The 13,894-nt window shown below is 74.0% G+C and carries 11 protein-coding genes; 4 read left to right on the top strand and 7 right to left on the bottom strand.

Going from position 1 to position 13,894, the window contains the following annotated elements:
- The first annotated feature begins 8 nt into the window (after positions 1–8).
- Positions 9–863, top strand: coding sequence for a transposase (locus tag B086_RS41965; RefSeq protein ID WP_051115854.1), 855 nt, complete (start codon positions 9–11; stop codon positions 861–863).
- Here B086_RS41965 and B086_RS0117710 read toward each other — a convergent pair.
- From B086_RS0117710 to B086_RS46100, 3 genes are all read right to left on the bottom strand, one after another.
- The gene (locus tag B086_RS0117710; RefSeq protein WP_018567768.1) at positions 767–2,314 is read right to left on the bottom strand and encodes a sigma-70 family RNA polymerase sigma factor; all 1,548 of its coding nucleotides are present in this window, start codon (positions 2,312–2,314) and stop codon (positions 767–769) included. The two genes, B086_RS41965 and B086_RS0117710, sit on opposite strands and share 97 nt — an antisense overlap.
- 245 nt (positions 2,315–2,559) lie before the next feature.
- Positions 2,560–3,234, bottom strand: coding sequence for a hypothetical protein (locus B086_RS0117705; RefSeq protein ID WP_018567767.1), 675 nt, complete (start codon positions 3,232–3,234; stop codon positions 2,560–2,562).
- Between the two features lie 140 nt (positions 3,235–3,374).
- Positions 3,375–4,550, bottom strand: coding sequence for a TerD family protein (locus B086_RS46100; protein WP_018567766.1), 1,176 nt, complete (start codon positions 4,548–4,550; stop codon positions 3,375–3,377).
- Between the two features lie 272 nt (positions 4,551–4,822).
- Between B086_RS46100 and B086_RS40170 the strand changes: the two genes are divergently transcribed.
- A complete protein-coding gene (locus tag B086_RS40170; RefSeq protein ID WP_018567765.1) occupies positions 4,823–5,356 on the top strand; it encodes a hypothetical protein in 534 nt (177 codons plus the stop codon).
- Positions 5,357–5,618: 262 nt separating this feature from the next.
- Here the strand turns inward: B086_RS40170 and B086_RS40165 are convergent, their stop codons facing one another.
- The 4 genes from B086_RS40165 to B086_RS0117675 form a co-directional block, all read right to left on the bottom strand.
- Positions 5,619–8,045, bottom strand: coding sequence for a SpoIIE family protein phosphatase (locus B086_RS40165; RefSeq protein WP_018567764.1), 2,427 nt, complete (start codon positions 8,043–8,045; stop codon positions 5,619–5,621).
- Positions 8,046–8,318: 273 nt separating this feature from the next.
- The gene (locus B086_RS0117685) at positions 8,319–9,656 is read right to left on the bottom strand and encodes a M20/M25/M40 family metallo-hydrolase (protein ID WP_018567763.1); all 1,338 of its coding nucleotides are present in this window, start codon (positions 9,654–9,656) and stop codon (positions 8,319–8,321) included.
- Complete coding sequence (locus B086_RS0117680) at positions 9,653–11,059, bottom strand: cytosine permease (RefSeq protein ID WP_018567762.1); 1,407 nt, start codon at positions 11,057–11,059, stop codon at positions 9,653–9,655. The genes B086_RS0117685 and B086_RS0117680 overlap by 4 nt, the downstream gene beginning before the upstream one ends.
- 2 nt (positions 11,060–11,061) lie before the next feature.
- Complete coding sequence (locus B086_RS0117675; protein ID WP_018567761.1) at positions 11,062–12,015, bottom strand: DUF1177 domain-containing protein; 954 nt, start codon at positions 12,013–12,015, stop codon at positions 11,062–11,064.
- 260 nt (positions 12,016–12,275) lie between these two features.
- Here B086_RS0117675 and B086_RS40160 point away from each other — a divergent pair, with 260 nt between their 5' ends.
- Together B086_RS40160 and pepE are read left to right on the top strand one after the other, a co-directional pair.
- On the top strand, positions 12,276–13,058 hold the full coding sequence (locus B086_RS40160; protein ID WP_018567760.1) for an IclR family transcriptional regulator: 783 nt from the start codon (positions 12,276–12,278) through the stop codon (positions 13,056–13,058).
- A 63-nt stretch (positions 13,059–13,121) separates the two neighbouring features.
- A complete protein-coding gene (gene pepE / locus B086_RS0117665) occupies positions 13,122–13,847 on the top strand; it encodes a dipeptidase PepE (RefSeq protein ID WP_018567759.1) in 726 nt (241 codons plus the stop codon).
- Positions 13,848–13,894: the final 47 nt, after the last annotated feature.

The following is a 13,894-nucleotide window of genomic DNA, read 5'->3' as shown; positions in this document are numbered from 1 at the left end:
CCCGCAGCATGACGCACCATCACGACCGCCCGGCGGCGCGCACCTCACCGCCCGGGACCACGCCGGTACCGCCCCGGGAGCCGGTGTGCCCACGGCATCCGGCCGACAGCGAGCGGCAGGGTGTGCGGCTCGCGGATCCGTACGACACGCGGGAGGCGGCGGCGCGTTCGGCCCTGGCGAGGGTCTGGGCACGCGTGGCTCCCCTGCTGCCCCCGCCCGCCGAGCGGCGGTCGCGGTACCCGGGCCGAAGGCCCGTGCCCGACCGGGTGGTGCTGTCCGTGGTGCTGCACGTGCTGCGCGAGGGCATCCCCTGGCACACCGCCCGCACCGGGGAACTGGGGTGCTCCGGTGTGACGGCCTGGCGCCGTCTGCGCGTCTGGGCACGGGCGGACACCTGGCCGCGGATCCGCGAGGCCGTGCTCGGCGAACTCGACGGGCCCGCCCGGCTGCGCGCCGTGCACGCCCTCGCCGCGGCGCGTTCGGGGGCGGACGGCTCCGCCGCGCACCCCGGACCGGTGTCGTCCGCCGCGCCGCCGGAGCCGCGCTCCCCCTCGCCCACGGGTACGTCGCCCACGGGCGGCGAGGACGACGACGCGCTGGTCGCGGCCATCACGCGCGCGGTGGCCGCGGCGGACGAGGCGGTGCTCGGACCGCTGCTCAGGCGCCTGGCCGGCCGGGCCGACACACGGGTCGTGCTGCGCCTGGGCGAAGCGCTCGCCGTGGCGTCCGCGAGCGGGCTGCCCGACCGCGCGTCCCGAGCGGCTCACTACGAACCCGCCAGCACCTCGGTCCACGCGCGCTCGCTGCCCGAGACCACCAGGCCCACGCCCACGTCGGTGAACCGGCAGTCCAGCAGGAGCTGACGCATGCGGTCCTCCGCCCATTCCCGTGCCACCGCCGCGGCGTCCTTGTCCCCGTACGCGGCGGCCTCCCCGACGGACGTCCAGGCGTACCCGGCAGCCGTCACCCGCTCCCCCACGTCGGCCGTCCGGCCGTCCGGCGGGTCGACGGTGCCGTGCGCCGCGACGGCGTGTGCGTCGCTCTGGGCCACCCGGGTCAGCCGCGGATCGGTCCGCAGGGGTGCGCAACCGCCGCGTGCGCGCAGCGTGTTGGTCCGGTCGAGCAGTTCGTCGCGGCTCGCGGCCTCGCTCTCGGTCTCGGTCTCGGCTGAGGGTGCGGCGGCGGACGGTGTGCGGGCCGACGCGGGGGCGGGCGCGGACGTGCGGGCGGGTGCGGGAGTGGCGGCGGTCTTCCGTGCTCCGGGACTGGTGGCCGGGGCCGGGGAGGCCGGGAGTCGCGGGACGGCGGGGGCGGCGGCCGTGGGGCGGACGGGCGGGGCGGCGTCGGGCTCCTTCTCCGGTGCCCGGTACACCGTGATCAGGAGGGCGACGGCGGCCACCGCCGCCGCGGCCGCCGTGCCCTTGGCCGCGGTGCCGGGCCGGACGGCGCGTCGCCCGGCGTCCAGCGTCCGGTGGACGGCTCCCGCCGCGTGCGCCGCGCCGCCGTGGGCGGCCAGGGCCGCCGTGCCGTGCGCCGTGAGGGGGGCGGCGTGCAGGGCGAGGGGAACCGCCACCAGTCCCATCCCGGCGAGCAGTCCGTCGACCGGGAGCAGGTCCGTGGCCGACCGCGCGCATCTGTCGCATCCGCGCAGGTGGCGGGCTATGCGTTTGCGCCACAGGGAGCCGGGGGTCCCGTCCCAGCTCCGGGTCAGCGCGCCCAGGGCCCGGCATCCGTCGCGGGATCCCGTCGCCCGGACGACCTGCCGGCAGACGTCCAGTTGCTCCTTGACCCGCTGCACCCGTACCCCGGTGTGGGCGCGGGAGAGCCCCAGCGCCTCGGCGACCTCCCCGCGGGTGAGTTCACCGGCCGCCTCCAGCCACCACAGGGACAGCACCTGGCGGTCGGAGGGGTCCAGCCACCGGGCCGCCTCGGCGACCTCCCGCCGCTGTCCCGACAGTCCCAGGCGCAGGACGGTCAGTTCGGCGAAGTCGCCTTCGACCGCGTCCACGGCCGCGGCGTCCAGGGGCAGCGGCCTGCGCTGGGCGACGGACCACCTCCGGCGGACCTGGTTCATGGCGATCGCCACCAGCCAGGCCCGGAACCTGGCCGGGTCCCGCAGCCCGTCGAGACCGCTCAGGGCCCGCAGCAGGGTGTCCTGTACGACGTCGTCGACGTCCGCGTGGCCGTTCAGTGCCCGTCCGACGACGTTGTAGACCAGGGGCAGATACGCGGACACCAGCCGGTCCCGCGCGGCGGGATCCCCCTGCCGGGCCGCGGCGACGAGCGCTGTCTCGTCCGTGCTCTGTTCGCGCATCAGCTTCCTTCCGGTCTCCGCACCACGGGCGCCACGACAGGGAGACCCCGCGCGAACCCTCGCACAACAGGAATCGTGGGCGCGACGCGCGTGACGTCTGTCACAGCGGCTTGCGGACCGTCCCGGGGCAGCGGCCTTCCGGGCCGCATCGGAGGCAGCGGCCTTCCGGGCCGTTCCGGGGTGGCGAGCGGCGGCCGGGAGAGAGCAGCGCCCGGGGTGTCAGGACGCCGGTCCGGACACGTCGGTCAGTGCGCGACGGCCTTTCCCGCCTTGGACCAGTTGGCATGCAGCTTGTCGAGGTAGGACCGGGCCTGGCTGCCGGGCCGTACGCCGCGGGCGAAGGCCAGCATGTTGCCCGCGCCGGTGTTGTAGCCCAGGGCCAGCAGTTCGTCCTCGCCGAGGGAGCCGGTCCGGTGGGCGGGCAGTTGCGTCCTGAGGTCGTGCAGGTACCACGCCGCCGCCTCGATGGCGAGGTTCCTGTCGTCGGGCAGCTCCGACCATCGCCGGTCGGCGAAGTCCCTGCCCTCCTTGACCTGGTCGAAGGTGGCGCGGTGCATGTTCGCGATGCCGAAGGCGGCGTCCGGCTTGTACTTCTGCCACGCCCGCTCGAAGGCCGGATCGTGGGGTTTGTACGCCTCGTTGCAGAGGATCGCCATCAGCAGCCGGGCGCTGACACCCGCCCGGCCGGCCTGGGTGCGGACCTCGGAGGCGTAGGCGGCGGGATCGTACGCCGCGGAAGTCCCTGACGCCGAGGGCGCCGCCGAGCCCGCCGGAGAGGACGGGTGCGAGACCGGCGTTCCCCCGGAAGGCGGGGCGTCGCTCCGGGAGAAGTGGCCCGTCAGCACCAGGGCGCAGGCCACCAGGGCGAGGACCACGGCGGGCAGCCAGAGGCGGCGCTTGGCTTTCCGGGACGTCGACATGCCACCTTCTTCTCTCGCGCCCCGTCTTCGACCGATGACGCACGTGTACGGGAGGACGGACGGCCCCGTGTCCCGAGCCCGGACCGCGGGCGGACCCGCTTCCCCCGCCGCCGGGGCACGGGACCGGGACCGTCGCCCGGTCAGTCCTCGTAGTAGTTGTTGACGACCACGTCGGGCTCGTCGTCGTCGAACGCCTCGTTCAGCAGGGCGCCGCCGACGAGACCGGCCGCACCCGCGCCGATGAGGGCACCGGTGCCGAAGCGGCGGCCGCCGCCCTGCTGCTGTGCGTGCTGGTCCTGGTACGGCTGACCATATCCCTGCTGGGGGTAACCCGGTTGGGGGTACCCCTGCTGCGGATAGCCCTGTTGGGGATAGCCCTGCGGCGCACCGGTCTGCGGGTACCCCTGCTGGGGCGGGGTGTAGAAGGGCGGCGCGGTGCTCTGCACCCGCTGGGCGCAGCCGCCGCACACCTGCACGGGCCGGGGCACGCCCCACTGCGGGGACCAGGTCACGGTCGTCTCACCGGGGCCGTGGTGGGGGTCGAAGAAGCATGTCACGGGGGAACTCCCTGAGGGTTGCGGTGATACTGCCGCCGCCGGGGCGGCCGGGGAGAAGAGGGTCGGTGTCGGCGCAGGTGCCGTGGGTGCCGGTGGAACGTGAGCGGGCGGCGTGTGCACCGGTGGCGGAGGCGCCTGGTACGCGGCCCGGTCCGGAGCCGGAGAAGGAGACGGGGCCGGGGCCGGGGGCGGTTCCTCCAGGACGCCCACGCCGTAGTCGGTGGCGATACCGGCGAGCCCGGAGGCGTATCCCTGGCCGACCGCACGGAACTTCCACTGCGCGCCGTGTCGGTACAGCTCGCCGAAGACGAGCGCGGTCTCGGCGGACAGGCCGCCGGGCGCGAGGTCGTAGCGGGCCAGTTCCGTGCCGCTGTACTGGTCCAGGACACGGATGTGCGCGCGCCGTACCTGCCCGAAGGACTGGCCGCGGCCCGCGGCCTCGTAGAGGGAGACCGGGAAGACGATCTTCTCGATCTCGGCGGGGACCCGCGTGAGGTCGACCTCGATCCGCTGGCCGTCCTCGCCGACGGGGCCGCCGCTGCCGCCATGGCGGACCGAACCGTCCGGGCTGGTCAGGTTGTTGAAGAAGACGAAGTACTCGTCGGAGGGCACCTTTCCCGACTTGTCGCACAGCAGGGCGCTGGCGTCCGGTTCGTATCCCGTGTCCGCCTGCCAGCCCAGCCCGACCGACACGGCAGTCAGACCCGGGGCCCGCTCGCTCAGCGACACATTGCCGCCCTTGGTCAGGGTCACGCTCATCCACGTCCTCCGCGACTGCTCACACTCTCGAATCCACCACGGTCAACGGACCCGAAGGCCCGTCAGTTCCTCAGTTGCGCAATCAAAATGATGAATCCTTCTCCTCCGCCTCCCGGCCGCCCCTTCCCCGCCCCGCGTCGGTGCATGACCGCCCCTGCGCCGTCCGGGGGACGCATGGGCATCAGCGCGCCCGCCCGGTGGTAGGTCTGGCCGGTGTCCGGACACGTCAGTCGGCCCGGACCCGGTCACCCGGCGACGGTCAGGAGCGAAGAATGCCCTCAGCCTCCACGGCTCGGTACGCCGACGGCGACCGGCTGCCTCTGCGCACACGCTGGCGCCGGGTGCTCGACGAGCACACCGTCCCCACCCAGCGCTCGCTCATGGCGGCCTGGCTCGGCTTCGGCTGCACCTTCGGCACCGTGCGGCTGATCACCCACGGCATCCGGGGCGGCTGGCTGCCCTGGGGCAACATCTCCACCGGCGGGACGCATCTGCACCACTACAACTTCGGTATCGCCACACTCGCGGGTGTCGGGCTGGTGGCCGTGCGCGGCGACCGGGCCTACGTCGGCCACCCGGCGCTGGGCGCCGCGTACGGCGCGGGTTCGGCGCTCATCGCCGACGAGTTCGCCCTGCTGCTCGATCTCAAGGACGTGTACTGGGCCCGGCAGGGGCGTATCAGCGTGGACGTCTCCCTGGGCATCCTCAGCACACTGGGTCTCTATCTGACCGCCGCGCCGTTCTGGCACGAGATCACCAAGGTCACCCGCGACCACCTGCGCGCACGGGCCGCCGTCGGGTTCTGAGCGAGACGGTGTTCTGAACGCGACGGTGTTCTGAAGGATCGGCATCACGGCGAACGACGTCGCCACGGGAGCCGAGGCGGTCGAGGAACGGCGTACCGGCGCGGCCGACCAGCGGTTCCTCATCCAGACCGGCTGACGGTACGCGGCGGTCGCCCGCTCCCCCGCCGTGGCATGGCCGCCGTCCGCGCGCTGCGGCAGGGCGGGTTCGCGGGCACGTACGGCGGCACGTACGGCGCTGATCGAGGTCCGGGCCTCCGCCGGATCAGCCCCGGCCCCGGCCGCGTCCCCGCCCCCGGCCGGGGGACGGGTCGTCGGCGAGTCCGGCCGGGAGGTCCTGTTCCACCCAGAGGGTCTTGCCGTGGCGGGTGTAGCGGCTGCCCCAGCGGGTGGTGAGCTGGGCGACGAGATACAGGCCGCGGCCGCCCTCGTCGGTCAGCCGGGCCCGGCGCATCCGGGGCTGGGTCGCGCTCGGGTCGGACACCTCGCAGGTCAGGCACTCGGCGAGGATGAGCCGCACCTGCAAGGGGCCGCCCGCGTAGCGGATGGCGTTGGTGACCAGTTCGCTGAGCACCAGCTCGGTGGTGAAGACCAGCTCCTCCAGGCCCCACTCGCGCAGCCGTCCGCTCGCCAGCTCGCGCACCTTGGCGACCGCCGCCGGGTCGGCCTCCAGGGACCAGACGGCCGTGTCCGCCGCGGGGACGCGCCGGGTGCGCGCGAGCAGCAGGGTGACGTCGTCGGCCAGCTCGTGCGCCGGCAGGTCGGCCACGACCTCGGCGACCGCCTCCCGCAGGGGCAGGTCCGGGGCGCAGGCACCGGCCAGCCGCCGGGCCAGCTCGGCCATCCCGCCGTCCAGGTCGCCGCCGATCTCTTCGAGCAGGCCGTCGGTGCACAGGGCCAGGATGCTGCCGGGCCGCAGTTCGACCTCGGTGGCCTCGAAGGGCACTCCGCTGACGCCGAGCGGCGGGCCGGGGCTGACCGGCACGTACGTGACCCGGCCGTCCGGGTCGACCACGGCGGGCGGCGGGTGTCCGGCGGAGGCGACCGCGCACCGCCCGGACACCGCGTCGTAGACGGCGTAGACGCAGGTCCCGCCGATGGCCAGCGGCCGCCACTCGGCGCCCTCCGGCTCACCGTCCTCGACGACCAGTTCGGCGACGAGGTCGTCGAGGTGGACGAGCAGTTCCTCCGGGTCCAGATCGAGGTCGGCGAGGGTGCGGACGGCGGTGCGCAGCCGGCCCATGGTGGCGCTGGCGCCCAGACCGTGCCCGACGACGTCACCGGCGACCAGGGCGACCCGGGCCGAGGAGAGCGGGATGACGTCGAACCAGTCGCCGCCGACGCCGGTGGAGGAGTCGGCGGGCAGATAGGCACCGGCCGTGGTCACGGCGGCGTTGCCCGCCTCGGACGGCGGCAGCAGGCTGCGTTGCAGGCCGACCGCGGCCCGGTGCTCGCGGGTGTAGCTGCGGGCGTTGTCCAGGGCGAGGGAGGCGCGGGCGGCGATCTCGCGCAGCAGGTCCAGGTCGGCGGCCTCGTAGGCGCCCCGGTGCGGCGCGCGCCGTACCGTGACATGGCCGAGGAGGATGCCCCGGGCGCGCAGCGGGGCGGTCAGCTCCGGCGGTGCGGCGGCGCCGGGGTCGGTGGTCTCCTCGCGGGCGGCCACGACGGCGCCGCTGACGGTGAGGCCGTCACGGGTGGCGGTGGTGCGCCGCAGCAGGAGCCTGCCGTCGGGTCCGACGGCGGGTTCGGCTCCCGAGAAGACGGCGTCGGCGATCTCGACGACGGCGGTGTCGGCCAGGTCGGGCACCAGGACGGCGGCCAGTTCCTCGCCCGTGCCGGTGACGGACAGGAGTCCCCCGACGGCGGCCGTGGCGTGGTGCAGGAGTTCGAGGCGGGCGCGCGAGCGGTGCAGTTCGGTGATGTCGGTGAACAGGGCGGTCAGTCCGATCACACGGCCGTCCGGCGCCTGGAGGCCGAACGCCGAGAGGTCCATCACAACCCCGCCGCGCGGGTCGTCCAGCGTCCGCGCCAGCACCTCGCAGCGGACCAGCGGGCGGCCGGTCTCCAGCACCCGGCCCAGGTTCCGTTCGATCTCGGCGGCGTCCTCGGGCATCAGGAAGCCGCCCAGGGTCTGGCCGGTGAGGTCGGGCGGGACTCCGGTGTACGGCAGGAAGTGGATGTTGGTGCGCATCAGCCGGAGCCGGTCGTCGAAGACGGCGAGGCCCACCCGGTCCTGCCGGAACAGTCCCCGGGTGAGGGCGCGGTCCTGACGCCAGTGGGAGACCTCCGCGGCGGCCGCGCACAGGACCAGGCAGCGGGCCTTCCCGCTGTCCGTCGCCCCGGCCCCCTCGTCCCTCGCGTCCCTCTCGGCCCTCTCGGCCCTCTCGGCCCCCTCGTCGCTCTTCTCGTCCCCGCTCAGGGGGAGCACCCGGAAGACGACCTTCTGTTCGCTTCCCGAGGCATGCCGGAGCACGGCCTCGCCGTACCAGGACCCGCCGCTGTCGCGGTCCGGTGGGGGCGCGGGCCGGATGTCCGGGTCCCGCAGCAGGCCCCATACGGGCCGGCCGCAGACGTCCTCGGCCCGGTGGCCCAGCAGGTCCTCGGCGGCCGGCGTCCAGCCGACGACGACGCCCCGCCCGTCGAGAACGACGCCGGCCATGCTGTCGGCGAACGGAAAGAGCTGGCTCTCCATAGACGCACCTCGGGGGCTTCCGGTCCCTTACATGGTCTGCCGGATCCGGCCCCGGCGCACCGGCAGTCTCCCAGGCAGGGCGCGGGGCGCGGGCGGCGCGGGCGTACGCCCTGGAGCCCTGGAGCCCTGTGGCCGTCCCGGCGCCCGGTGCGCCCTGCTACGCCGAACGACTGAGGCCGGGGCGCGGGCCGCGCGGATCCGGGTGCGCGGCGGCCCGGCCCCGCCGTACGCGGGACCGGGCCGCCGTGGGCTGTCCGGGGTGCCGTGGCCGGTTCAGCAGTCCTGCCACAGCCGGGTCATCACCCGTACGCCGAAGCGCAGTCCCTCCAGCGGCACCCGCTCGTCCACGCCGTGGAACAGACGGCTGTAGTCGAGGTCGTGGGGCAGCTTGAGGCCCTTGAAGCCGAAGCAGCGGATGTCCAGCTTGGTGAACGCCTTGGCGTCGGTGCCGCCGGGGTTGCAGTACGGCACGGGATGACCGTCAGGGTCCTCGGCGCGTACGGCGGCGCACATGGCGTCGACGAGCGGGCCGTCGAAGGACGTCTCCATGGCGATGTCGTGGTTGACCCACTCGCGGGAGACCGAGGGCAGCAGCAGCGCGTCGACGGTGTCGATCAGCTCCTGCTCGTGGCCGGGCAGGAAGCGGCCGTCGACGCGGGCGGTGGCGCGGCCCGGGATCACATTGGTCTGGTAGCCCGCCGAGAACATCGTCGGGTTGGCCGAGTTGCGCAGGACCACCTGGAGGAAGTCGGCGACATGGCCCAGCTTGGCCAGCTCCGCCTCCAGGTCCTCGGCGTTCTCGGTGTCCAGGTCGACGTCGACGCCCTGGAGCCGGGCGGCCTCCTCCAGTACGGCGCGCACCGGCGCGATCAGCCGGACCGGGAAGGTGTGGCGGCCGATCCGGGTGAGGGACTCGGCGAGGTCGGTGACGGCGTTCTCGGTGTTCGGCGACGAGCCGTGCCCGGCGCGTCCAGTGGCCGTCAGCTCCATCCAGGCCATGCCGCGCTGGGCGTTCTCGATCGGGTAGAGGCGGCGGGTGTCGTCGAGGGCGTAGCTGAAGCCGCCGCCCTCCCCGATCGCCTCGGTGACGCCGGTGAACAGCTCGGGCCGGTGCTCGACCAGCCAGTGGGCGCCGAACCTGCCGCCCGCCTCCTCGTCGGCGAGGAAGGCGAGGACGATCTCGCGGGCGGGCCGGGTGCCGGTGCGGGCGAAGTGCCGGGCGGTGGCCAGCATGACGGCCACCGTGTCCTTCATGTCGATGGCGCCGCGGCCCCACAGGTAGCCGTCGCGGATCTCGCCGGAGAACGGCGGGACCTGCCATTCGGCGGCGTCGGCGGGTACGACGTCCAGGTGGCCGTGGACGAGCAGGGCGCCGCGCGCGGGGTCGGTGCCGGGGATGCGGGCGATGACGTTGGCGCGGCCGGGGGCGCTCTCCACCAGTTCGGAGGCGATGCCGACGTCGGCGAGGCGGGCCACGACCCAGTCGGCGCAGGCGCGCTCGTCGCTGGTGGGGTTGGAGGTGTCGAAGCGGATCAGCTCCGCGCACAGGTCGACGACTTCCTGCTGCGCCTCGTCGGAGGCGGGGACGAGGGCGGGGGCGGTGCTGGTCATGGTGCTCCTACGGGGGCCGGGCCGGCGGCGGCCGGGGTCGTGGTGCCGGTGTCGCCGGGCTGGTCCTCGACGGTGGTGGTGCCGTACGGCCGGATCCAGCCGGCGAGGCCGAGGGCGGCGTAGAGGACGAAGGCGGTCAGCAGGGAGTTCAGGGCGGGGATGCCACCGTCGTAGAACTTGCCGACGCAGAACGCGGCGGCCCAGATGACCAGGGACATGGGAACCCAGGTCGGTGAGGTGGCGGGCAGGGTCCCGGCGTCGCGGGTGGCGTCGAGCGGGGCGCGCATGCGGCGCACGACCCAGTACTCGGCGACGATGATGCCGCCCACCGGCGGGATGGCGACGCCGAGCACGGACAGGAAGTCGGTGAAGTGGGTCATGATGCCGATGGCCGACAGCACGGTCCCGGCGATGCCGAGGACGATGGTGACCGCGCCGCGGTGCAGGCGCTTGGCGAAGACGACCTGGAAGAAGTTCACGACGCCGAGCGAGGAGCCGTACAGGTTCCAGTCGTTGATCTTCGCCGTGGACATCAGGACGACCAGGACGCCGAAGACACCGGAGGTGGAGAGCACGATCTGCGAGACCTGGCCGTTGCCGACCATGTGGCCGAGCAGCACGCCGGTCAGGCCGACGATGTACTCGGAGAGGATCATCGACGAGGCGCTCTGCAAGAAGACGTGGCTGCCCTTGCGGTTGTAGCGGGTCATCTCGGGCGAGACGATCGCGCCGGTCATGTAGCCGCCCGCGATGGCGGTGGCGGCGACGGAGAGCGGGATCGCCTGGCCGGGCGCCGGGGAGTGGATCAGCTCGGACAGCGAGTGCTCGCTGAGCGCGTCGGTGACCGACCAGGCCACCATCGCGAAGAACAGCGGGGTGACGATCTTGGCGAAGACGGCCATGTAGCGGAAGCCGAAGATCACCAGGACGGTGATGGCGATGCCCGCGACCACGCACCACAGCCAGGACGGCCCGCCGACCAGCGAGGACACGCTGTCGCCGAAGATCGTGTTCTGGACGCCGAACCAGCCGACGAGGCTGATCGAGATGACCAGGCTGACCAGGGCCGAGCCGTTGCGGCCGAAGCCGGCCCAGCGGGTGAGCAGCGGGGTCGCCAGGCCCTCGCGCATCCCGGCGAGGCCGATCGCGAAGATCACCACCTCCAGGATCACCGCGCCCAGGGTGAAGGCCCAGAACGCGTCGCCGAAGGACATGCCGACACCGATGGTGGCGCCGAGGGTGAACTGCGAGATGGAGCCGGACTGGGCGAGCCACTGGAGCAGCATGGTCCAGAAGCCGAGCCGCTTGTCGCGCGGGACGCGGGACAGGGCGTAGTCGTCGCTGCCGACGGCTCTGGCGCCGCCCTCCTGCGGGGGCGCGGCCGTGTTCTCGTGTGTGGCCATGGTCACGACTCCCTGGGGGCGTTGCCGAGGGTCTGGAGGTGGGCGAGCGGGCCGTAGCGGGCGACCAGGGCGGCGAACTCGGCCTCGTCGTGGAAGTCCAGGCGGCCGCCGCCGTACGCCTTCGCGGTCTCGACGGCGAACCGGGCCGCCGCCGCGATGTCGCCCTCGTGGCTCGCGCCCGTCTGGCAGCCGGGCACCGCCGCGGCGGAGGTCACCGCGAGGCCGACGACCGGGGCGGAGGTGGCCGTGGCCGGCTGAAGGATCGAATTGATGTGGTGTACACCGTTACCGTACGGGGTGATGTCCTGGGTGGTCACCGGGTACGTGACCAACGGCTCACCGGTGACCACGGCGAGCAGCTCGCCCAGCTGCTCGCTGACCCGGAGCACCCAGCCCTCCTTCACGGTGGGTGACAGGGCGAGGCCCTTGTGGTTGATGATCCGGTTGCCCTTGGTGGTGTCGATGGAGAGCACCGCCTCCATGTCGGCGGTGACCTCGTGCCGGTTCATGGTGGCGATGTCGACGGGCGAGTCCATGAACGGGACCGGGTCGTGCGGCGCGGTCGGGGCGTTCGGGCAGATGTGGGTGGCGACGACCACGTCGCCGTCGAGGACGTCGCCCCGGCGGCGCATGTCGAGCAGCTTGGCGGCGGTGGCCAGCGCGGCGACGGCGCCGTCCGCGTCGGAGACCAGCCCGGTGATCTCCGGGCGGGCGCCGACGCCGCCCAGGCGGCCCACCACGCCGAGGGTGCGGGCCGTGCCGCCGCCGGCCCGGCCGTTGCGTCCGGGGATCCGCACGAGGACGAAGTCCGTCGAGCCGCGCTCGCCGGTGACGGTGGTGACCTGGGCGCCGGAGCCCTCGGGACCCGCGAAGGTGTCGAGATGGGCGGCGACGCGCTTGCCGTCGACGTCGGGGTCGTCGAGCAGCTCGACGAGGTCCAGGACGTACTTCAACATGGGCAGTTCTCCTGATCCGCACCCGGGGCGGTGCTGACAGCAGGTTCGGGATCCGTTAACGTTCTCCGCAACTGTTTCCCGTTATCTGCAATACGCGTCTGGATGGCGAGACACGTCGTCCGGCGCGGCGAGGAGACGGCAAGCGAGGGACGAGCGAGAGAGAGGAGCCGTCCGTGCCCGATCAGCCCGGTAGGCCCGGCCGGCCTGACCAGCCCGGCCGGTCCGGCCAGCCCGCCGACCGCAGGACCCCGGCCGGGGCGTTGCAGACCGTGGACCGCGCCCTGCTGGTGCTGCTGGCCTTCGAGCGCTCCCGGCCCGACTGGGGGGTGACGGAGGTGGCCGGCGAGTTCGGCTGGGACACCTCGGTCGCCCAGCGGCTGCTGTCCACGCTCGCGGGCCGCGGCTTCCTGGTCTCCGACCCGGCGACCCGGCGCTACCGCATCGGCCCGGCCGCGCTGCGCCTGGGCCGGCTGTGGGAGCGTTCGGGCTCCCTGGAACTGCTGGCGGAACCGATGCTCCAGGAACTGCGGGCGGCGACCGGCGACACCGTGCTGTTCTGTCTGCCGGACAGCTTCCACATGCGCTGTGTGGCGGCTGTCGAGGGCGAGGAGGGGCCGCTGCGCTACTACCCGCTGGTCGGCGAGCTGTACCCGGCGCACGCGGGCGCCACCAGCAAGTCGTACTACGCCTTCCTCCCCGACGAGCAGCGCCACCGGCTGTTCCGCAGCCGCCCGATGGCGCGCTTCACCGAGCGCACGGTCACCGACCCCGACCGGCTGGAGCGCGAGTTCCGCGAGGTGCGCGCGCAGGGGTACGCCTGGACCGTGGGCGAGTACGACGCCGGGATCGGCACCGTCGCCGTGCCCGTCTTCCTCGGCGCCGAGCCCTACGGCAGCCTCAGCCTCGGCGCCGCCAAGGAGCGCTTCCCGGACGGGCCCGAGGACCGCCTCGACGCGCTGCGCCGCGCGGCCCGGCTCCTGGAGCGGCGCCTGACGCACCCGCCGCAGCACCACCGCAGGCCGCGCGCCGCGCGCCCGGCCTGACCCGCACACCACCGTCGCACCCGTGTCGCACCCGCGTCGCGTCCCTTCGATGAGGAACACCCCGTGAATCTGCTGCTCCTGTCCAACTCCACCCAGTACGGCCGCGGTTACCTGGAACACGCCCTGGACACCGTGACCGGCTTCCTGCCCGCCGGGGCGCGGCTGGCGTTCGTGCCGTACGCGCTCGCCGACCACGACGCGTACACCGCCAAGGTGCGCGGCGCGCTCGCGGACGCCGGGATCGAGGTGCGGGGGGTGCACGAGGGCGGCGACCCGCTCGCGCGACTGGCCGCGTCGGACGCCGTGTTCGTCGGCGGCGGCAACTCGTTCCGGCTGCTGAGCGCCCTGTACCGGACGGGACTGCGCGAGGCGCTGCGGGACGCGGTGCGCGGCGGGCTGCCGTACATGGGGGCCAGCGCGGGCACCAACATGGCCGCGCCCACGCTGCGCACCACCAACGACATGCCGATCGTGCAGCCGCCGTCGTTCGAGGCGCTGGGCCTGGTCCCCTTCCAGATCAACCCGCACTACCTGGACCCCGACCCGCGCTCCACGCACAAGGGCGAGACCCGCGAGGAGCGGCTGACGGAGTTCCTGGAGGAGAACGACGTGCCGGTCCTGGGGCTGCGCGAGGGCTCCTGGCTGCGGGTGGCGGACGGCCGCGCCGCGGTCGGAGGCGAGCGTCCGGCCCGGCTGTTCCGGCGGGGTGCGCAGCCGCGGGAGCTGGCCGTCGGGTCGGACGTCTCCGAACTGCTCACGGTGGTACCGGAGTTCGACCGGCGGGCCTAGCCCGCGCGCGCCGAGGCCCGGCGCCGTCGATACCGCTTAGGTTAGGC

Source organism: Streptomyces sp. PsTaAH-124 (assembly GCF_000373685.1).
In the GTDB taxonomy this organism is placed as follows: domain Bacteria; phylum Actinomycetota; class Actinomycetes; order Streptomycetales; family Streptomycetaceae; genus Streptomyces; species Streptomyces andamanensis.
The sequence above is the reverse complement of the archived record's forward strand: the minus strand, read 5'-3'. Positions and strand labels throughout refer to the sequence as shown.

What these genes read in the sequence shown, in the direction of transcription:
- B086_RS40165 (WP_018567764.1), bottom strand. Translation starts at nt 8,045, where the DNA reads ATGGAGAGCCAGCTCTTTCCGTTCGCCGACAGCATGGCCGGCGTCGTT.
- B086_RS0117680 (WP_018567762.1), bottom strand. Translation starts at nt 11,059, where the DNA reads ATGGCCACACACGAGAACACGGCCGCGCCCCCGCAGGAGGGCGGCGCC.
- B086_RS0117685 (WP_018567763.1), bottom strand. Translation starts at nt 9,656, where the DNA reads ATGACCAGCACCGCCCCCGCCCTCGTCCCCGCCTCCGACGAGGCGCAG.
- B086_RS0117705 (WP_018567767.1), bottom strand. Translation starts at nt 3,234, where the DNA reads ATGTCGACGTCCCGGAAAGCCAAGCGCCGCCTCTGGCTGCCCGCCGTG.
- B086_RS46100 (WP_018567766.1), bottom strand. Translation starts at nt 4,550, where the DNA reads ATGAGCGTGACCCTGACCAAGGGCGGCAATGTGTCGCTGAGCGAGCGG.
- B086_RS0117710 (WP_018567768.1), bottom strand. Translation starts at nt 2,314, where the DNA reads ATGCGCGAACAGAGCACGGACGAGACAGCGCTCGTCGCCGCGGCCCGG.
- B086_RS0117675 (WP_018567761.1), bottom strand. Translation starts at nt 12,015, where the DNA reads ATGTTGAAGTACGTCCTGGACCTCGTCGAGCTGCTCGACGACCCCGAC.
- B086_RS40170 (WP_018567765.1), top strand. Translation starts at nt 4,823, where the DNA reads ATGCCCTCAGCCTCCACGGCTCGGTACGCCGACGGCGACCGGCTGCCT.
- B086_RS41965 (WP_051115854.1), top strand. Translation starts at nt 9, where the DNA reads ATGACGCACCATCACGACCGCCCGGCGGCGCGCACCTCACCGCCCGGG.